The following is an 18,932-nucleotide window of genomic DNA, read 5'->3' on the forward strand; positions in this document are numbered from 1 at the left end:
TGGATTGCCTGATTGGGTCATTTGTACCGCGTGCGGCCGACAACCGCGCGGGTATCTCCGATCTTCCTCAGCGGGCGGCTGCGTTCACTGCATCGCCTCCGGCTCGTTCATCGCATCGCCTCCGGCTCGTTCATTGCTTTCGGCTCGCTTCATGACCCGGTCGCGCGCTCGCAGAAGCTCCCCGTCAGGGCGATGTCGCGTGACGAGGCGCCGACCATGACCTTGTAGCAGCCCGGGGCGACCTTCCAGGCGTCCGCCGAGTCGTTCCAGTAGGCCAGGGAACGCGACGTCAGCGGGAACGTGACGCGGGTGCTCGCGCCGGGTGCCAAGGAGACCTTGCGGTAGCCCTTCAGCTGCCGGGGCGGCTGCGGGACGTCCACGCCGGGGGATGGCAGGCCGAGGTAGAGCTGCGGTACGGCGATGCCGGAGCGCGAGCCCGTGTTGGTCACGGTGACCTGTACGCCGGTGCGGCTCACGGAGAGGTTGCTGTAGCGGAAGGCGGTGTAGGACAGGCCGTGACCGAACGGGAAGCGCGGTGCGATCCCTCGGGCGTCGTAGTGCCGGTAACCGACGAACACGCCTTCGGAGAACGTCACGGTCTTGCCGGCGCCCGGATACTGAGCCGGGTTGCCCGCCGTCGGCACGTCGCTCTCGCGGACGGGGAAGCTCACCGGGAGGCGCCCTCCGGGGTCGACGTCCCCGTACAGAACGCGGGCGATCGCGTCGCCGCCCTGCTGGCCGGGGTACCAGGCCTCCACGATGCCCTTGACCTGGTCCGCCCAGGGCGCGGTCACGGGGCCGCCGGTCTCCAGCACGACGATGGTGTTGGGGTTGGCCTTGGCGACCTCGGAGATCAGCGCGTCGTGGTCGCGCGCGAACAGGCCGGCGCAGGCCAGCGTCAGGCACGACTTGTCGAAGAACTCGCCCTGGCCGTCGGCGGCGAAGACGATCGCGACCTCGGCCTCCCTGGCGGCCGCGGCGGCCCGGCGCCGGTCGCCGCCGTCGTGGTAGGTGACCTTGGTGCCCGTCCCGGCGCGCCGCGCGATGCCCTGGCGCGGGGTGACGCCGCCGAACGGCTGCACCTGGGCCGAGCCGAATCCGCTGGGGTTCTCGTCGGCGGGCTTGCCGATCAGCGCGATCGACGCGGGAGCCTTCAGCGGCAGCGCGCCGCCGGTGTTCTTGAGCAGCGTGATCCCGTTCTCGGCCAGCCCGCGCGCGGTGGCCTCGCTCGCGGTCCGGTCGATCCTGGTGAGGTCGTTGGGGTACGCGGCGCGGTCGAAGACCCCGAAAGCGAACATCATGCGGAGGATGTTGCGGGCGGCGCCGTCGATCTTGGCGGGTGAGACCTTCTTCTCGGTGATCGCGCGCTTGAGGTTCCAGGCGTTGAACCTGATCCCGATCGGCAGCTCCATGTCGAGGCCGCCGTTGGCGGCGCTCGCGGCGTCGTGCGCCGCGGTGTGGTCGGACGGCACGAAGCCCTTGAAGCCCCATTCCGCACGCAGGATCTTGTTGAGGACGGCCCCGTCCTCGCAGGCCCAGCGTCCGTTCAACTGGCCGAACCCGCACATCACCGCCCCGGCCCCGCCGTCCTTGACGGCCGCCTCGAACGGCGGCAGGTAGATCTCGCGGAGCGTGCGTTCGGCGACCCTCATGTTGAGGCTGTGGCGGTCGGTCTCCTGCGTGTAGACGGCCAGGTGCTTGACCGAGGCCGACACGCCCTGGCCCTGCGCGCCGCGGACCCAGGACGCGCCGGTCGTCGCGGCGAGGTACGGGTCCTCGCCGAAGGCCTCGAAGGTGCGCCCGTTCCGCGGGGTGCGCAGCACGTCGACGGTCGGGCCGAAGATCACGTCGTTGCCGCGGTGCCGGGCCTCCCAGCCCACCGTGGCGCCGTACCGCCGCGCCGCGTCCGGGTCGAACCCGGCGGCGACGGAGATCGGCGCGGGCAGCTGGGTGGCCCTGCCCTGGCGTACCCCGGCGGGGCCGTCGGCCATGTAGAGCGGCGGTATGCCCAGGCGCGGGATCCCGGCGTTGGTGTCGGCGTGCGCGTTCTCGCTGAACCCGCCGAGCGGCCCGCCCAGCGGGTCGTCCGACGCCATCAGCGCGATCTTCTCGTCCAGCGTCATCGCGGCGAGCAGCAGAGCGGCCCGCCGGTCGGCACCGAGCGAGGTGTCGCACCACGGCCGCCGTGCCGGGTCGCCGCATCGTCCGGCCGCGGCGTCCGCCGGAGAGGGCACGACCATCAGGGCGAGGACGGAGGCCAGCGCGCCCGCCGCGGCGAGGGCTCTTCGGGCGGTGGTTCTTCCGGCGGCGTCCATCAGTGGCTCTTCTCCGGCTGGACGCGCAGCGCGTTCAGCGCGAACGCCACCATGTGGTAATGCCCGATGAGTATCACCAGCTCGATCAGTTCGCGCTCGTCGAAGCGCCCGGCCAGCTCGGCCCAGGTGGCGTCGCTCACGGTGCCGCGCGAGTGGAGGTCGTCGGCCGCCGCCAGGACCATGCGGTCGGCGGCGCTCCAGCCGTGGTCGTCGAGGCCGAGCCGCAGCGCGGCGATCTCCGCCTCGGTGAGACCCGCGTCCAGCCCCAGCCGGCGGTGGTGGTGCCACTCGTACGCGCAGGACCGGTGGTGGGCCGTGCGCAGGATGGCCAGCTCGCGGTCGCGGGCGCCGAGCGTGCCCTTCATGAGCAGCATCGAGCCAAAGCCGATCCACGACTCGAACAACGCGGGGTGGCGGCCCAGGGTGGTGAAGACGTTGAGCGGACCGGCGGTCTCGGCCACGGCCTTGAGCAGGTCGCTCCATTCGTCCTGGGGTAGCGGGGCGATCCGGGGCGTTTCGGCAGACATGGCGACATTTCTGCCACCAAACGGTGGAACAGTGCTACCCCGAGCGGCCGATGTGGCCACATCGTGTCATTTTCGCCGGCGTCACGGAGGAACTGGGAGGGCGTTCAGACGCGGCGGGCGGTGGCGGCGATCGTGAGCTCGCCCAGCGCCTCCCGGGCTTCAGCTGTCAGCGGCGCGGCGTCCAGCGCGGCGGCGGCCTCGGCCGCGTACCGGTCGATCATGGCCTCGCAGGCGGCCAGGCCGCCCGTCTCCTCGATGATCGCGCGCAGCCCGGCCACCCCGGCGTCGTCCAGCGCGGGATCGCCCAGCCGCCGCCGGACGGCCGCGGCCGCCGCCGCATCCGCCCGTTCGAGGGTCAGGGCGATCAGCACCGTCCGCTTGCCCTCGCGGAGATCGTCACCGGCCGGCTTGCCGGTCTCGGCCGGGTCGCCGAACACCCCGAGCACGTCGTCCCGGAGCTGGAACGCGACGCCGAGCGGCCGCCCGTAGGCGCTCAGGGACTCGATGACCTCGGTGGACCCCCCGGCCAGCGCCGCGCCCAGGTGCAGCGGGCGCTCGACGGTGTACTTCGCGCTCTTGTACTCGACCACCCGCAGCGCCGTCTCGACCGTGCCGGTGTCGCGGGTGCCCTCCAGCATGTCCAGATACTGGCCGGCCATGACCTCGGTCCGCATCAGGTCGTACACGGCGCGACCCCGGCCGAGGCCGGCGGCGTCCAGCGCCGCCGACTCGTACATCTCGCTCGACCAGGCGAGACAAAGATCACCCAGCAGGATCGCGGCGCCCGCGCCGAACGGCGCCGCCGCACCCGGCCAGCCCTGCTCGCGGTGCATCGCCTCGAACCGGCGGTGCGCGGACGGCTGCCCCCGGCGGGTGTCGCTGGAGTCCATGACGTCGTCATGGATCAGCGCGCTGGCCTGCAGCAGCTCCAGGGACGCGGCGGCGGTCACGATGCCCGGCGCGCCGGCGGGCCCGCCGGCGCCGCGCCAGCCCCAGTAGCAGAAGGCCGGGCGCAGCCGCTTGCCGCCGGACAGCAGCGCGTCGAGGGCCGAGACCATGGGGCCCAGCTCGTCGCTGATGGCCAGGAGGCCGGGACGCTGCCGGTCGACGAAGGCCCAGAGCGCCTCGTCGACCTCCTTGCGTATGAGCCGGGTGGACATGTCCGTGATCGTATCCATCTGGCCGCCGATCGCATCCATCGTGACGCCGCCGCGACGGGAGGGCCACGCGGCCTCCATTAGGCTGTGGGAATGCGACAGGCACCCGACCGAGCGCCGGCCATCCGCGAGCTGCTCGCGGGCGGCGGCCGATCGTTCTCGTTCGAGTTCTTCCCTCCCAAGACCGACAAAGGGGTCCGGAGCCTCTGGCGTACGATCCGCGAGCTGGAGTCGCTGCACCCGACGTTCGTCTCGGTGACGTACGGGGCGGGCGGCGGCACCCGCGACACGACCGTCGACATCGTCGAGCGGATCGCCACCGACACCACCCTGACCCCGGTGGCGCACTTCACCGCGGTCAACCACTCCCAGGCCGAGCTGCGCAACCTCATCGGCCGGTTCGCCGCCGTGGGCGTGCGCAACATCCTCGCCCTGCGCGGCGACCCGCCGGGCGACCCCATGGGTGAGTGGATCAAGCACCCCGAGGGCGTCGAGTACGCGGCCGACCTGGTCAGGATGATCCGCTCGTACGGCGACTTCTGCGTCGGCGTCGCCGCGTTCCCCTACAAACACCCGAGGTCGCGCGACATCGAGAGCGACACCCGCTACTTCGTCGAGAAGTGCCGGGCGGGCGCCGACTACGCGATCACGCAGATGTTCTTCCGCGCCGAGGACTACTTCCGGCTGCGCGACCGGGTCGTGGCGGAGGGCTGTGACGTACCGATCCTGCCGGGCATCATGCCGGTGACGCAGCTGAGCACGATCGAACGGTCCGAGCAGCTGTCCGGCGCGCCGTTCCCGCCGGAGCTGCGGGCCCGCTTCGAGGCCGTCGCGGACGACCCGGAGGCCGTCCGGCGGCTGGGCATCGAGCACGCCGCCGGGCTCTGCCGCGAGCTCCTCGACCAGGACGCCCCCGGTATCCACTTCATCACGTTCAACAAGTCGACGGCGACCCGCGAGGTCTACGGGCTGCTCGACGCCGCCGCGTACGGGGCCAGCGGGAACGCCGCGCCCATGACCGCGTAGCGCGGCCCGCCGCCCGGAAACTCGAAGTCGGTGAGCAGATCGACCATGCCCACCGACCGGTAGAGGCGCCGGGCGGGCGAGTCGGGTATGCGGTCGAGCGTCGACAGCACCACGGTCCGCTCGCGGCGCCCCTCGCACAGCGACGTCAGCAGCGCCCGGCCGAGCCCCCGGCCCTGGTGCTCCGGATGGACGTGCAGCTCGGCGACCTCGAACGGGTCGTCGAGCCACTCCGCCGCGTGGTCAGGGCCGCCGACCCCGGTGAGGGCGTTGTGGACGACGTCGTGCCACCACTGCCCGGCGGCGCCGTGGAAGCCGTACGCGAAGCCGGCGACCTCGACGGGGGAGAGGAAGGATCCACGCCGTTCGGCCACGAACGCCCGGAAGCCCGGGTACGCGGCGTGCCGTTCCATGATCGTGTGGCGGCCCGGCAACTGCTCCGACGGCGGCCGCATCGCGGCCGCGTAGACGTCCAGGATCGGGCTCAGACGGCGCAGGAACATCCGCTCGTCGATCTCGCGCAGCTTCGGCTCCCTCACGGGCAGAAGCGTAGACCTCCACCGGCCCCCACCCACCCCCCATTAGATCGACAAGCTCCGCTTGGCAGCCGTCCTGCGGCCCCCACCCACCCCCCATTAGATCGACAAGCTCCGCTTGGCGCTCAGAGGCGGGCGATGACCCGTTGGGTGGCGGACAGGCGGTCGTAGATGTCCCACAGGATGCGGTCGGCGGCCTTCTGCAGGTGGCCGCGCTGGGCGTCGAGCTGGCCGCCCCACTCCCGGGCCTCCGGCCCGAGCCAGGCGTCCGTGCCGCGCAGGGTCTTGAGAGCCGGGTCCAGGGCCTTGCGGAGCTGCCCGATGCTGCCGTACGCGTCGACGTATGACTGGTAGAGCTGCCGGTAGGCGGGATTGGGCTGTTCGGTGGGCGGCAGGCTTACCGCCGCCGCCTCGTCCAGGGGCGGCGGGAGGCTGCCGGGAGGCGGCGGAGCTGCCATCAGGACCTCACTATGCCGACTGGGTACGGGGGTGCAGGCCGAGCTTGGCCATGGCGTCGCGGGTCTTCTGGGTCACGTCGGCTTCCGTGAGGAGCCGCACGACCAGCGCGCGGTTGCCGGTGCGGTCGGCCTCCGCCAGCAGCGCCCGCAACCATTTGACGTCCATCGGCACGTGGTGGCTGGCCATGCCGAGCGCCTCCTGGATCGCCCTGAGCTTGGCCTGGTCGCCGTTCGCCGCCTCGATCAGGCCGGCGACCCCGGCCGGGCCCAGCCGCTCGTACAGCCGCTCGGTGTAGTCCGGATCGTCGGCGTTGGCCTTGAGGTGCCTCCAGACCGAATCCGGGATGGGCCGGCGGTCCTGGAGGGCGCCGGCCACCGCGAGCGCGTCGGCCTTGGCCGCCTTGAGGGCCGCCTGCCGGTTGGGGAAGCCGCCGAGGCCGCCCGCGCCCCGCGGAACGGTCTTGTCACGGCGTGGGGGAGGGATCTTCGGCGCGGGCGTTCCGCCGCCTCCCGGCGCACCGGGGCCGGGTGTGCCGGAGCCGGGCGAGGGCGGCACCGGCGGCGTGTGCACACCGCCGCCCTGGTCCGGATGCGTGATGGCGTAGTTGTAGCGGCGGCTCAGCATGCCCAGCTGGTCGACGGCCCACTGTGCGACCTGGTCAGCCTGGCGGTACCCGGCCGCCGACACGCCCGGCGGCGGCCGGTGCCCGTTCAGCCAGCTCTTGATCGCGTTGTCGGCGTCCTTGACCTGCTTGATGAGCCGGTTGAGCGCGGCGGGGTCGATGCCCCGGAAATCCGAGTGACGTGCGCCCGGGCCGGTGCGCATCTCCGCGGTCATCGCCCCTCCCAACCGGCAGCCGGTTTCCCAGAATCACACTGACATCACGCGCTGTCGAGTGCCCTGCGGACCGAGTCGGGATCGCGGGCCACCACGGCGGCGCCGTCCGTCAGCACGATCGGCCGCTGGATGAGCACCGGGTGGGCGACCATGAGCTCGATCCACCGCGCCCGGTCGTGTTCGAGGTCCTTCAGCCCGAGCTCCTTGGCGACCGGCTCGGTCAGCCGCGCCACCTCCCACGGCTCGGCGCCGATCCGGTCGAGGACCGCCGCGAACTCCTCGGCCGTCGGCGGATCGTCCAGGTAGCGGCGCTCCACGTACTCGACGCCCGCCTCGTCCAGCGCGGCCTTGGCGGTACGGCTCTTCGAGCAGCGCGGGTTGTGCCAGATCTCGGTGCTCACGTGCTCAGTCTCCCACTTCGGCCGGGTCGCCCCCGGTGATGCGCAGCAGTTCGTCGAACGAGGTCGGGAAGACGGTGTGCGGGTGGCCGCCCGCCGCCCAGACCCGGTCGTGCTTCTGCAACCAGACGTCCACGAGGGTACGGATCGGCGCGGGATGGCCCACGGGGGCGACCCCGCCGATCGGCTGGCCCGTGGACTCCCGGACGAACTCGGGCGTCGCCCGCCTGACCTTCTCCGCCCCGACCAGCGCGGCGATCCTCGCGGTGTCGACCCGGTGCGCGCCGCTCGTCAGCACCAGCAGCGGCGCCCCGTCGGCGTTGAAGATCAGACTGTTGGCGATGGCCCCGACCTCGCAGCCGAGCTGGTCGGCGGCGGCCTGGGCGGTGGGGGCTGACTCGGGGAGTTCGATGACCTCGCCGGCCGCCCCGTTCGCACGCAGGGCCGAGGTCACGCGTTCGGCGTTGGGATGCATGGCCAGCACTTTAGGGTGTACGAACCTCACCGGCCGACGAGGCGTCCAACCGAACGCAGGGGGCATGGGCCGGGTGAGGGAGAGCGATGAACGCGCGAACGATGATCGTGGTCGCCGCCGCGGTGGCCCTGACGGGGTGTTCCGCCGACGGCTCGGCCACCGGCGCTTCCGCACCGGCCAGCGGCAGCTCGGGCCCCGCTACCGGCACACCCAAGTCGACAAGCTCTGCTCCGGCCCCGCCCCAGCACCCCAGGCTGAAGCCGGGCGCCAAAGGGGCCGCCGTACGCGAACTGCAGCAACGCCTGAAGCGGCTCGGCTATGACCCGGGCCGGGTGGACGGCAAGTACGGGAACGGCACGCAGATGGCCGTGTGGGCGTTCCAGAAGGTCAACCGGCTCAAGGTGAGCAACAGCGTGAACAAGCGGCTCTGGGCCGCGCTGGACGCCCCGAAGGCCCCGCAACCGATGGCCAAGCGCCGCGAGGCCGACCGCGTGGACGTCGACCTGCGCCGCCAGTACCTGGTCGTCTACAAGGACGGCAGGCCCGCCCTCATCACGCACATCTCGTCCGGCTCCGGCGAGTACTACTGCGCCAAGGACCGCGGCGCCACCGTCGCGCGCTGCCGGTACGCCACGACCAGCACCGGCGACTTCCGGACCGGGCGGCGCGCCTCCGGCTGGGAGGTCTCACCGCTCGGACGGCTCTACAACCCGATCTACTTCAACGGCGGCATCGCGTTCCACGGCGCCCTGGACGTTCCCCGCTACCCCGCCTCGCACGGCTGCGTACGCATGCCGATGCACGTCGCCGAGTACTTCCCGAAGCTGGTCGGGACCGGTGTGCCGGTCCACCTCCGGCGTCCTCGCTGACGAATTGTCCGACCCGGCTGTTCTACTGGTGTCGTGCCGTTGACCAGCGCAATCGCACCGGTCAGTGACACGCGTTCGAACGCATTGACGAATCGTCGTCAGGGCGATTTACTGTGAGTGCGTCGAACTTATGTTCGACGTGGTGCGGGACTCGCGGCCCGCGCCAGGGCGACGTCCCCGTGGAGGTTGTCCACGGGACGGACGGCCGGGCGGAGTGAGGGGAAGCTCTCCGCCCGGCCGGCCCGAGCCGGAAGGAGACAGAACATGTCCGCAACGATGACCGCGCACAGCGTTCACTCGTCCGCCCAGTTCAGCCAGCCACCGGGCCCTCGCCCCCGACCGCTTCCTGCCCCCAGGCCCGCGCACACCGCCGTCGGGCAGCTCCAGGCCGCCAGGATGGGCCTGGCCGAAGCGGCCGAGGCGACCTCGCCCGCCGTCCGCTACGTCTGCGCCCACCTTGCCGCCCTGCGCGCCGCCGCGGCGGTCCTGGCGTCCAAGGAACCCCTGGAGACCCACCGCCGCGGGCGTCCCCGCAGCGTCTGGGTCCTGCTCCCCGAGGCCGACCCGGCACTGCGCGAATGGGCCGCCTTCTTCGCCGCCGGCGCCGACAAGCGCGCCGCCGCCGAAGCGGGCCTCCCGAGAGCGGTCACGCCGCGCGAGGCCGACGAGCTCCTCCACGACGCCGAGATCTTCGTGTCCCTGGTCGAGGACTCCCTCGGCATCCCCAGCCAGCCCACCCTCCCGATACCCGACACATGGGCGAGTTGAGCGATCCTCGGGGTGAAGTGTGGTCGGTGGCCTTCGGCCACCTTCCGCGGCTCGGCCGCTCAGTGTCTTCCCAGGGGGGCGACCCCCTGGAACCCCCGGGGTGCGGGGCGGAGTGTGGTCGGTGCCCTCCGGGCACCTTCCCCGAGCCGCCCCCGGCGATGCCAGCCCAGGGGGACGACCCCCTGGAACCCCCGGTGTGGGGGCTCCGCCCCCACGCCCCCGACCCCTTCCGGGGTTCGGCTCCACGTCTCGGTCGAAGGGGTGGCCGTTCTTGGGAAGGGGTGTGGTTGATGCCTTCCGCATCTTCCCCGGCCTCGGCCGCTCGATGCCTGCCCAGGGGGACGACCTCCTGCAAACGCCGGTGTGGGGGCTCTGCCCTCACGCCCCGACCTCTTCCGGGGTTCGGCTCCACGTCCCGGTCAAGCGGGCGGGCAGTGTCTGTCCAGGGGGGATCCCCTCGAACCCCCGGTGTGGGGCTTCGTCCCCACACCCTCGCCTCTTCCGGGGTTTGCTCCTAGTCCCGGTTGAGGGGTCGGCCGCCCTCCCCCTGAGCGGCCGCGCCGGAAGCCGGGGCCGTCGTCCGCCACTCCTCACCGGCGGGCGGCGGTCCCGGCACCGGGTCGCTGGGGCGGTTCCAGGTCAGATGACCGCGCCGGTGGTGGCCGTGTCCCCATCGGCGTGGCCGCAAACGGTTCGCAAACGGCTTGTGGACGCTTGGGCTGTCTGATCGGGGCTGTTCCTAGCAACAGACCCCCTTCAGGGAGGCTCGATGAAGCTCTACCAACTCGTGCCGGTGGGCATGGCGGCCGTGGCCGTCGTCGGATTGGCCCAGCCGGTGAGTGCCGCGGCACGGCCGGCCGAGCAGGCGGTCGCGGTGTCCCAGGTGGTCGCGGCGGCGGCCGCGGAGGCCGAGGCCGCGAGGCGGTGCAATATCGTCGCCGGCGCTCCGTTCAGGGTCGGGAAGCGGATCAAGGCCAACGTCAAGTCGACCGGGTGCAACGCGACGTGGGTGCACACGGCCAGCCTCTGGCGGAAACGCGCCTGGGGATGGCAGCGCCTCGGCGGCCAGCAGCGCTGGATCGCCGGCAAGTTCAGGACCATCAACATCCCGTGTGACCGGAAGAGCATCTACCCCTACAAGACTCACATCCTGTCCAAGCAGGGTGGGAGTATCCTGCACACCTGGAGCAGCAAAAGGGGCACCACCATCAGGTGCCCGTGAGCGCGCGCCGGGCGGGCCTGCGGGCCCGCCCGGCTACCGCCTGAGCAGGCGGCGGAACTCCATGCTCGGCTCCACGCCCAGGTTGTGGTCGAGGTCGGCCCGGTAGTCGTCGTAGACGCGCCGGGCCGTCGCCATGTCGTGGCGGGCCAGGTTGGCCTCGGCGAGGAGGCGGTGGGGACCCTCGTTCAGCGGGTCGATGCCGAGCGCGTGGCCGGCCACGTCGATCGCGCCGGAGATGTCGCCCTCGGCGAGCTTGGTGTGCGCCAGCCGCTCCAGGGCGAGGAGCCGGAGACGGTCCCAGCGTTGCCGCGCGGCGCGGACCTCGTCGTCGTCCGACTCGGGGAGGAGCGGGCAGGCGAGCAGGCTCCAGTCGGTGTCGGTGGAGAGGGGCCGGTGGACGAGCCGTTCCGCCTCGTCGAGGTCGACGTGGACGCCGTCGGCGAGCATGACGGCGTCGTGACCCGCCTGGATGATCTGCTCGCCGGTGAGGCGGCGGAGTTGCCACAGCACGTACCGGAGCCTGCGTGCGGCGTGGTCGGTGTCGGGCCACAGGCAGGCCGCGGCCAGCCGTCTGGCCATCCTGTGCTCGCCGACGGCGAGGCGGACGACCAGGCGCCGAGGATGCTCCGGAAGGCGCACCTCGCAACCGTCCACGTGGCAGACGAACGAGCCCAGTACATGCAGGCACCCGCGGGCGGGGCATAGGGACATGCGCAGGACGGTAGGGAGCCGCGGCACCGCGTTCCTAGGGCCCTGGGACCCTTGTGGGGGCCTTTATGTTTGGGGAGGCGTGATCGTGCGGGGTCTGGTGCCGTTGCTGGCCTTTCTGGGCGTGATGGCCTACTCGCTCTCGATGGCGGTGGTCACGCCCGCGTTGCCGCTCCTGCAGCAGGGCCTGCGCACGACGGCGGCGGGGGCCGCGTGGGCGCTCACGGCCATGACCCTCTCGGCGGCGGTGTCCACGCCGGTCGTGGGACGCCTGGGCGACCTGTACGGGCCGCGGCGGGTGCTGCTCGTCGTGGTCGCGGTGGCGACGGTGGGGATGGTCATCGCGGCGGCGGCCTGGTCGTTGCCGGTGATGGTGGCGGGGCGGGTGCTGGCCGGGGTCGGGGGAGGCGTCTTCCCGCTGGCGTACACGATCATCCGGGACGTGTTCCCGCCCGAGCGGACGGTCTCGGCGGTGGGGTTGATGTCGTCGATGCTGGGGCTCGGCGGGGCGCTCTCGTGGTGCATCGCCGGGCCGGTCATCGACCATCTGGGGTGGCGGTGGTTGCTGTGGGTGCCGGTGCTGGGCCTGGTACCCGGCCTGGTGGCCGCGTGGTGGATCGTTCCAGCGTCGGCGCCGCGTGAGGGCGCGGGCGTCGACTGGTGGGGAGCGCTGCTCTTCGCGGGGTGGCTGGTCGCGGCGCTGACGGCGCTGACGCAGGGCATGGACTGGGGTTGGGCCTCGCCTGGGGTGATCGGGCTGCTGGCACTGGCTTTGGCGCTGGCGGTCTGCTGGCTGGTGGTGGAACACCGGGTGCGCGAGCCGCTGATCGATCTGAGGCTGATGCGGCGGCGGGGCGTCTGGACCGCCAACGCGGCCTCGTTGTTGGCGGGGTACGCGCTGATGGCGGGAGGGGTGCTCTTCCCGCTGCTGGTCCAGCTTCCGGAACGTTCCGGATTCGGGTTCGGGGGCACCGCCACGCAGGCCGCGCTGCTGCAGATCCCGGCGAGCGTCGGGATGACGGCGGCGGGGATGTCGGCGGGCCTGCTGGACCGGTGGATCGGGTCGCGCGCGGTGCTGCTGGTGGACGCGGTCGCGACAGGCGCGGGGTACGGGTTCCTCGCGTTCGAACACGGGGCCATGTGGCAGCTCTACCTGGGCGGCACCGTCCGCGGTGTCGGGCTCGGGTTCGCGTACGCGGCGGTCGCCAATCTCGTGGTCGCCGCCGTGCCCCTGAGCGAGACCGGGGTCGCGACCGGGATCAACACCCTCATCCGTACCGTGGGCGCCTCGCTGGGCACGCAGGTCAGCGCGGTCCTCGTCGCGGCGTCGGTGACCGCGGGCCTGCCCGGCGAGCGCGGGTTCACCATCGGGTTCGCGGTCAGCGGCGTGCTGATGGCGGGCGTGCTGGTCGTCGCCCTGATCGCGCCGCGCCGGGGGGAGCGGGCGAGGGGAGGGCAGGAGATCGCGGTGGCTCCGACGGCTTTATCGAGCCTTTCGGGGGGCGTTGATCGGGTTGGGGCCGACGACCCTGGGAGGAACACATGAGGCTCATCGCTTCTCTCGTCGCGGCGGCCGTGGTGGCCGCGCCCTCGGCGGCGCTGGCGGATACGGTGCCGCCCGATCCCGCTCCCGGCGGGCCCCAGCGCCCGTACGAGGCCGACGTGGCCGGACCGGACAACCTGGACACCCTCACCGCGGCGGTCACGCCGGACGCGGGCCGCAGCGTCACGGTGGAGCTCGACCGCAGGAGCCGGACGGCCTCGGGCGTGATGTCGGCGGCGGCCCGGCGGTTCGTGTTCCTGTTCGACCGGTCCCTGACGCTCAACCCCGACGCGTTCCCGGTGTGCGCGCGAACGGTGATCGAGGCCTCGGGCCCCGGCGCGTGCCCGGGCGGGTCACGGGTCGGCGGCGGCGTCGGGACGTCGTTCGGCGGGCAGGAGACCGAGGTCCTGGTGTTCAACACACGGATCGGGCGCCTGCGCGGGGTGCTGGTGGTGTTCCCGGCCAGCGGGGTGATCCTGGAGCAGACCCTCGAACGGGCCGCGGCGCCCTATCGCGGGAGCTACCGGTGGGCGCTGGACGAGATCATCCCGCCCAACGCGACTCCGCCCGGGCAGCGCGCGGGCAACGCCAGGTTCCGCCTGTGGTTCGGGGCGACGCGGATGGAACGGGGGAGGGCGGTCGGGTTCGTCGAACGGCGGCATCCCGCGAAGGTCCTGCGGTTCGGGCTCTGGAGCGAGTTCGTCACCGGCCAGGTCGTGCTGCCGCAATGGCAGACTTTGTCCCCATGAGCGACTGGGTGGGGCGGACCGCGACGGAGATCGCGGCGGCGGTACGGGCGGGCGAGGTCACGGCGGCGGAGGTGGTGCGCGACCATCTGGACACCATCGCCGCGCTGGACGGCGAGCTGGGCGCGTTCGTCCGCGTGCGCCGCGAGCGTGCCCTGGCGGAGGCCGCGGAGGTGGACGCGCGGAGCGACCGGGCCGGGCTGCCGATGGCGGGCGTGCCGGTGGCGATCAAGGACAACGTGCCGGTCGCGGGCGAGCCGATGCGCAGCGGGTCGGCCGCCACGCCGGACGTGCCGCAGGAGTCCGACCACCCGGTGGTGGCGCGGCTGCGCGCGGCGGGCGCCGTCGTGGTGGGGCTGACCAACCTGCCCGAGCTCGGCATCTACCCGTTCACCGACAACGCCTACGGCGTCGCGCGCAACCCGTGGGACCCGACCCGGACGGCGGGCGGCTCGTCGGGCGGCGCGGCGGCGGCGGTGGCGGCCGGGATGGTGCCGGTCGCGCACGGGAACGACGGCGCGGGGTCGATCAGGATTCCGGCGGCCAACTGCGGCCTGTTCGGCATCAAGCCGGGGCTGGGCGTGGTCCCGGCCGAGATCGGCGGCGACGCCTGGGACACGATGTCGGAGAACGGCCCGCTCGCGACCACGGTCGGCGACGCCGCGCTGATGCTGGCGGTGATGGCGGGGACGCCCGCGCTCGCCGAGGTGGACGGGCCGCACGGCGTGCGCGTCGCGCTGTCGGTCAAGCCGCCCGCGCCCGGTGTCCGCATCCGGCCGGAGCTGAGGGCGGCCGTGCGTGCGGCGGGCAAGGCCCTGGTGGGGCTCGGCCACCACGTGGTCCGGGACGACCCCGCCTATCCGCTCTGGGCGGGGACCGCGGTGATCTCCCGGTGGTTCGCGCTCCCGGCGGTGGACGCCGGCCCCTACCTGTCGGACCCGCGGCTTGAGACGCGTACGCGGCGCCACGTTCGGGCCGGGCGGCTCATCTCCAGGGTGCGGGCGCCGCAGGCCGACGACCGTGCGCGGTTCAGAGAGGCCGTAGCGCCGCTGTTCGAACGGCGTGACGTGCTGGTGATGCCCACCCTCGCCCAGCGGGCCCCTAAGGCCCGGCAGTGGGGCTCGGGCTCCTGGCTGCACAGCGTGGGCTCCGCGATGACGTACGCGCCGATGACGGCCGCCTGGAACCTGGCGGGCTTCCCCGCCGCGTCGGTGCCGATGGGCGTGGGCGACTCGGGCCTGCCCCTGTCGGTGCAGCTGGTCGCCGCGCCGGGCAAGGAGGCGCTGCTGCTCGGCCTGGCTGCGCAGCTGGAGGCGGCCCTGCCCTGGCAGCGGTACGCGCCCGGCTACGGCGTCACGGCCGACCCTGCCCTGGCGGCGGAACGCGCCGCGCTGGCGGCCGGGGACACCGGGCACAGCCCCGACGGGCACGACGGCTGCGGCCACTGAGGCGCGGTCACTGAGGGGCACAGAAGAATCCGGGGCCCGGCCTCACGGCCGGGTCCCGGACACCGAAGCATCGCCCGGCGGCTGCCGGGCAGGGTGGGCGGGACGCGTCGCGTCCCGCCCGGTGAGGGTCAGAACGACTCGACGGCGCGTCGCGCCTCCGGGTCGAGGACACCCCAGGTGATGAGCTCTTCGGTCAGCTCGGTCGGGGACTTGTCATAGATCACTGCGAGCGATCGCAGGTCCTCCTGCCGGATGGACAGGACCTTTCCGTTGTAGTCGCCCCGCTGGCTCTGAATCGTCGCGGCGTAACGGGCGAGTGGACCGGCCTTATCCTTCGGAAGCTGCTGCAGACGCTCGAGATCGATCACGAGCTTCGGTGTTGGCCCGAGTGGGCTCGGCGCGGCTCCGCCGGGCAGCAACTCGGATACCGGCACGCCATAGAAATCGGCGAGCTCGGCCAGCTTCTGAACGGTGACGGCGCGGTCGCCCCGCTCGTACGAACCCACGACGACGGCCTTCCAGCGGCCACGTGACTTCTCTTCCACACCGTGCAGGGAGAGTCCCTGCTGGGTACGGATGGCGCGCAGGCGCGCGCCGAGAGCCTTAGCGTATTCAGACGGCATGTTGCGGCCCCCCAGGCTCACTTTCGTCGTCGTTGTCGGGGCCCTGGGGAAGATCAGGATCCGGCGGGCCTATTCACCCTAAGGGTCCATCTCCAGGGATGGTTACGGACAGTGACGGTAAAACGGTGACGGCGCCAGGTCAAGCTGATTGGAAAAAAGGGGTCGAATACGTAGGTCTCGATCCGGGCCGTCCGGATCGGCGCGAAGCCCCGCACGCACGGCGTGACAGTCGTTTCACCGGTGCCGCGGACAGGCCGTTCGCCTCCCGAGTGTGACCCCTCTCACCAGGCAAGACGCCGCCAGGCCCGGGTACTGGGCAGACCGGTGTGACTGCTACGGTGAGGGGGACAGACGTCCTTTAAGACCCGTCCTGTGAGGCGGGAAAGGAGGTTCCGGTGGTGAATGCTGCCTCCCGGCCGGACGGGCCGGTCGAGGCGCGCGTGGCAGACGGTCACAAGGCGGTTCTCGAAGGACCTGACATCCGACGCGCGCTCACCCGGATCGCACACGAGATCCTCGAACGCACCAAGGGCGGCGACGACGTCGTCCTCCTCGGCATCCAGACCCGCGGCGTCACGCTCGCCGAGCGGCTCGCCGAGCTGCTCCGCGAGGTCGAGGGCCGCCCCGTGCCCTGGGGCTCGCTCGACGTGACGATGTACCGCGACGACCTGCGCATGAAGCCCGCCCGGGCGCTCGGCCGCACCGAGCTGCCGGCCGCCGGCGTCGACGACCGCATCGTGGTCCTGGTCGACGACGTGCTGTTCTCGGGCCGCACCGTGCGCGCCGCCCTCGACGCCCTGAACGACCTCGGCCGCCCGCGCGCCGTCCAGCTCGCGGTCCTGGTCGACCGCGGCCACCGTGAACTGCCGATCCGCGCCGACTACGTGGGCAAGAACCTGCCGACCTCGATGCGCGAGAACGTGAAGGTCCTGCTGGCCGAGAACGACGCGCGCGACGCCGTCCTCCTCGGCCCCGCGCCGGGGACGGGCCCGAAGGAGAGCAGCAAGTGAAGCGCCATCTCATCTCCGCAGCGGACCTGACCAGGGACGACGCGCTGCTCGTCCTGGACACGGCCGAGGAGCTGGCCCAGGTCGCCGAGCGTTCCATCAAGAAGCTGCCGACCCTGCGCGGCCGCACCGTGGTCAACCTCTTCTTCGAGGACTCCACACGCACCCGCATCTCGTTCGAGGCGGCCGCCAAGCGGCTCTCCGCTGATGTGATCAACTTCTCGGCCAAGGGCTCCAGCGTCTCCAAGGGCGAGAGCCTCAAGGACACCGCGCTGACGCTGGAGGCGATGGGCGCCGACGGCGTCGTCATCCGGCACATGGCCTCGGGCGCGCCGCACCGGCTGGCCAACTGGGTCCGGGGCAGCGTGATCAACGCCGGTGACGGCACCCACGAGCACCCGACCCAGGCCCTGCTGGACGCGCTCACCATGCGCAAGCGGCTCGGCAGCCTGGACGGCCGCAAGGTCACCATCGTCGGCGACGTCCTGCACAGCCGGGTGGCACGCTCCAACACGCTGCTGCTCAACACGCTCGGCGCCGAGGTCACGCTGGTCGCGCCGCCGACGCTGTTCCCCGTGGCGGTCGACACCTGGCCCTGCGAGGTGTCGTACGACCTGGACGCGGTGCTCCCCAAGAGCGACGTCGTCATGATGCTGCGGGTCCAGCACGAGCGCATGAACGCCTCGTACTTCCCGACCGTGCGCGAGTACAGCCGCCGCTACGGCCTGGACGCGGAGCGAATGGCCCGGATGCCCGACGACGCGATCGTCATGCACCCGGGCCCGATGAACCGCGGCGTCGAGATCGCCGCCGAGGTGGCCGACTCCGTGCGTTCCACCATCGTCGAGCAGGTCGCCAACGGCGTCAGCGCCCGCATGGCCGTGCTCTATCTGCTCCTCGGCGGCTCGGAGCCCGCCATCGGCAAGGAGGTCTCCGAATGACCAGCGCCACGCCCAGCGCCCCGCACAGCGCCGCACGGGGCGCCTCCACCTACGTCATCAGGAACGCCCGCGTCCTCGGCGGGGAGACCGCCGACATCCTGGTCCGCGACGGCGTGATCGCCGAGATCGGCCCGGGGCTCGGCGCGGCCGGCGCCGAGACGGTCCAGGCCGACGGTCTGGTCGCGCTGCCCGGCCTGGTCGACCTGCACACCCACCTGCGCGAGCCGGGCCGCGAGGACGCCGAGACGGTCGAGTCCGGCACCAAGGCCGCCGCGATGGGCGGGTTCACCGCCGTGCACGCCATGGCCAACACCGACCCTGTCGCCGACACCGCGGGCGTGGTCGAGCAGGTCTGGCGCCTCGGCCGTGAGGCCGGCCACTGCGACGTGCAGCCCGTCGGCGCCGTCACCCGCGGCATCGCGGGCGAGCAGCTCGCCGAGCTCGGCGCGATGGCCGACTCGGCCGCGCGGGTCCGCGTGTTCTCCGACGACGGCCACTGCGTCTCGGACGCGGTCATCATGCGGCGGGCGCTGGAGTACGTGAAGGCGTTCGACGGCGTCGTCGCCCAGCACGCCCAGGAGCCGCGGCTCACCGAGGGCTCCCAGATGAACGAGGGCGTCATGTCGGCGGCGCTCGGCATGCGCGGCTGGCCCGCGGTCGCCGAGGAGGCCATCATCGCCCGCGACGTGCTGCTCGCCGAGCACGTCGGCTCGCGCCTGCACGTCTGCCACGTGTCCACGGCGGGCTCGGTCGAGCTCATCCGCTGGGCCAAGAGCAAGGGCGTCCAGGTCACCGCCGAGGTCACGCCGCACCACCTGCTGCTCAACGACGAGCGGGCCGCCACCTACGACCCGATCTTCAAGGTCAACCCGCCGCTGCGCACCGCCGACGACGTCACCGCGCTGCGGCACGCCCTGGCCGACGGCACCATCGACTGCGTCGCCACCGACCACGCCCCGCACCCGGTCGAGGCGAAGGAGACCGAGTGGGCCGTGGCGGCCATGGGCATGATCGGCCTGGAGACCGCGCTGCCGGTCGTCCAGGAGGCCATGGTGGAGACCGGCCTGCTCGACTGGGCCGGCGTCGCCGACCGCATGTCCTACCGTCCCGCCCAGATCGGGCGGCTCAGCGGACAGGGTCGTCCGCTCCAGGCCGGTTCGCCGGCCAACATCACCCTGTACGACCCGTCGACGCGCCGCACCGTGGAGCCGTCGGCGATGACCTCCAAGAGCCGCAACACCCCGTTCCAGGGGCTGGAGCTGCCCGGCCGGGTCGTCGCCACGTTCCTGCGCGGCCGTCCGACCGTGCTGGAAGGAAAGCTTCAGTGACC

The 18,932-nt window shown here is 72.4% G+C and carries 20 protein-coding genes; 10 read left to right on the top strand and 10 right to left on the bottom strand.

What is annotated here, in order from left to right; genetic code table 11:
• Window positions 1-149: 149 nt before the first annotated feature.
• The 3 genes from ABD333_RS04375 to ABD333_RS04385 form a co-directional block, all read right to left on the bottom strand.
• Complete coding sequence (locus tag ABD333_RS04375; protein WP_344537869.1) at window positions 150-2,315, bottom strand: beta-glucosidase family protein; 2,166 nt, start codon at window positions 2,313-2,315, stop codon at window positions 150-152.
• Window positions 2,315-2,842, bottom strand: a complete 528-nt coding sequence (locus tag ABD333_RS04380; protein WP_344537871.1) for a carboxymuconolactone decarboxylase family protein — start codon at window positions 2,840-2,842, stop codon at window positions 2,315-2,317. The genes ABD333_RS04375 and ABD333_RS04380 overlap by 1 nt, the downstream gene beginning before the upstream one ends.
• Before the next feature lie 104 nt (window positions 2,843-2,946).
• On the bottom strand, window positions 2,947-4,002 hold the full coding sequence (locus ABD333_RS04385) for a polyprenyl synthetase family protein (protein WP_344537872.1): 1,056 nt from the start codon (window positions 4,000-4,002) through the stop codon (window positions 2,947-2,949).
• 90 nt (window positions 4,003-4,092) lie between these two features.
• Between ABD333_RS04385 and metF the strand changes: the two genes are divergently transcribed.
• Window positions 4,093-5,025: a methylenetetrahydrofolate reductase [NAD(P)H] gene (gene metF, locus ABD333_RS04390; protein ID WP_344537873.1), complete on the top strand. Its 933-nt coding sequence runs from the start codon at window positions 4,093-4,095 to the stop codon at window positions 5,023-5,025.
• Here metF and ABD333_RS04395 read toward each other — a convergent pair.
• The 5 genes from ABD333_RS04395 to ABD333_RS04415 all read right to left on the bottom strand — a co-directional run bounded on the left by ABD333_RS04395 (window position 4,962) and on the right by ABD333_RS04415 (window position 7,727).
• Window positions 4,962-5,561, bottom strand: a complete 600-nt coding sequence (locus tag ABD333_RS04395; RefSeq protein ID WP_344537874.1) for a GNAT family N-acetyltransferase — start codon at window positions 5,559-5,561, stop codon at window positions 4,962-4,964. The genes metF and ABD333_RS04395 overlap by 64 nt on opposite strands.
• 122 nt (window positions 5,562-5,683) lie before the next feature.
• Window positions 5,684-6,016 carry a hypothetical protein gene (locus tag ABD333_RS04400; protein ID WP_344537876.1) on the bottom strand — a complete coding sequence of 111 codons (333 nt, stop codon included), beginning with the start codon at window positions 6,014-6,016 and terminating at the stop codon, window positions 5,684-5,686.
• Window positions 6,017-6,026: 10 nt separating this feature from the next.
• The gene (locus tag ABD333_RS04405; protein ID WP_344537878.1) at window positions 6,027-6,854 is read right to left on the bottom strand and encodes a hypothetical protein; all 828 of its coding nucleotides are present in this window, start codon (window positions 6,852-6,854) and stop codon (window positions 6,027-6,029) included.
• Window positions 6,855-6,898: 44 nt separating this feature from the next.
• A complete protein-coding gene (locus tag ABD333_RS04410; protein WP_344537880.1) occupies window positions 6,899-7,255 on the bottom strand; it encodes an arsenate reductase family protein in 357 nt (118 codons plus the stop codon).
• A gap of 4 nt (window positions 7,256-7,259) precedes the next feature.
• Window positions 7,260-7,727, bottom strand: coding sequence for a YbaK/EbsC family protein (locus tag ABD333_RS04415; protein ID WP_344537882.1), 468 nt, complete (start codon window positions 7,725-7,727; stop codon window positions 7,260-7,262).
• 86 nt (window positions 7,728-7,813) lie between these two features.
• Here ABD333_RS04415 and ABD333_RS04420 point away from each other — a divergent pair, with 86 nt between their 5' ends.
• From ABD333_RS04420 to ABD333_RS04430, 3 genes are all read left to right on the top strand, one after another.
• A complete protein-coding gene (locus ABD333_RS04420; RefSeq protein WP_344537883.1) occupies window positions 7,814-8,596 on the top strand; it encodes a peptidoglycan-binding protein in 783 nt (260 codons plus the stop codon).
• A 264-nt stretch (window positions 8,597-8,860) separates the two neighbouring features.
• Window positions 8,861-9,364, top strand: coding sequence for an SAV_6107 family HEPN domain-containing protein (locus ABD333_RS04425; protein ID WP_344537885.1), 504 nt, complete (start codon window positions 8,861-8,863; stop codon window positions 9,362-9,364).
• 769 nt (window positions 9,365-10,133) lie between these two features.
• Window positions 10,134-10,586, top strand: coding sequence for a hypothetical protein (locus ABD333_RS04430; RefSeq protein ID WP_344537887.1), 453 nt, complete (start codon window positions 10,134-10,136; stop codon window positions 10,584-10,586).
• A gap of 33 nt (window positions 10,587-10,619) precedes the next feature.
• On the opposite strand, the gene ABD333_RS04435 is transcribed toward ABD333_RS04430, so the two are convergent.
• Window positions 10,620-11,297, bottom strand: a complete 678-nt coding sequence (locus tag ABD333_RS04435; protein ID WP_344537889.1) for an AfsR/SARP family transcriptional regulator — start codon at window positions 11,295-11,297, stop codon at window positions 10,620-10,622.
• A 79-nt stretch (window positions 11,298-11,376) separates the two neighbouring features.
• Between ABD333_RS04435 and ABD333_RS04440 the strand changes: the two genes are divergently transcribed.
• Genes ABD333_RS04440 through ABD333_RS04450 form a run of 3 tightly spaced genes read left to right on the top strand, consistent with a single transcriptional unit; the run spans window position 11,377 to window position 15,031 of the window.
• Complete coding sequence (locus ABD333_RS04440) at window positions 11,377-12,840, top strand: MFS transporter (RefSeq protein WP_344537891.1); 1,464 nt, start codon at window positions 11,377-11,379, stop codon at window positions 12,838-12,840.
• Window positions 12,837-13,586, top strand: coding sequence for a hypothetical protein (locus tag ABD333_RS04445; RefSeq protein WP_344537893.1), 750 nt, complete (start codon window positions 12,837-12,839; stop codon window positions 13,584-13,586). Before ABD333_RS04440 ends, ABD333_RS04445 begins: the two co-directional genes overlap by 4 nt.
• Window positions 13,583-15,031, top strand: a complete 1,449-nt coding sequence (locus tag ABD333_RS04450; RefSeq protein ID WP_344537895.1) for an amidase — start codon at window positions 13,583-13,585, stop codon at window positions 15,029-15,031. The genes ABD333_RS04445 and ABD333_RS04450 overlap by 4 nt, the downstream gene beginning before the upstream one ends.
• Window positions 15,032-15,159: 128 nt before the next feature.
• On the opposite strand, the gene bldD is transcribed toward ABD333_RS04450, so the two are convergent.
• Window positions 15,160-15,654, bottom strand: coding sequence for a transcriptional regulator BldD (gene bldD / locus ABD333_RS04455; protein WP_030145002.1), 495 nt, complete (start codon window positions 15,652-15,654; stop codon window positions 15,160-15,162).
• A 398-nt stretch (window positions 15,655-16,052) separates the two neighbouring features.
• Between bldD and pyrR the strand changes: the two genes are divergently transcribed.
• The 3 genes from pyrR to ABD333_RS04470 are packed head-to-tail and all read left to right on the top strand — an operon-like array spanning window position 16,053 to window position 18,930.
• A complete protein-coding gene (gene pyrR / locus ABD333_RS04460; RefSeq protein ID WP_344538840.1) occupies window positions 16,053-16,664 on the top strand; it encodes a bifunctional pyr operon transcriptional regulator/uracil phosphoribosyltransferase PyrR in 612 nt (203 codons plus the stop codon).
• Entirely contained in the window at window positions 16,661-17,602 is a 942-nt protein-coding gene (locus tag ABD333_RS04465; RefSeq protein ID WP_344537897.1) for an aspartate carbamoyltransferase catalytic subunit, read from the top strand. Before pyrR ends, ABD333_RS04465 begins: the two co-directional genes overlap by 4 nt.
• Entirely contained in the window at window positions 17,599-18,930 is a 1,332-nt protein-coding gene (locus tag ABD333_RS04470) for a dihydroorotase (protein ID WP_344537899.1), read from the top strand. Before ABD333_RS04465 ends, ABD333_RS04470 begins: the two co-directional genes overlap by 4 nt.
• The last annotated feature ends 2 nt before the right edge of the window (window positions 18,931-18,932 follow it).

It is taken from the genome of Actinomadura fulvescens (assembly GCF_039533225.1).
Lineage (GTDB): Bacteria > Actinomycetota > Actinomycetes > Streptosporangiales > Streptosporangiaceae > Spirillospora > Spirillospora fulvescens.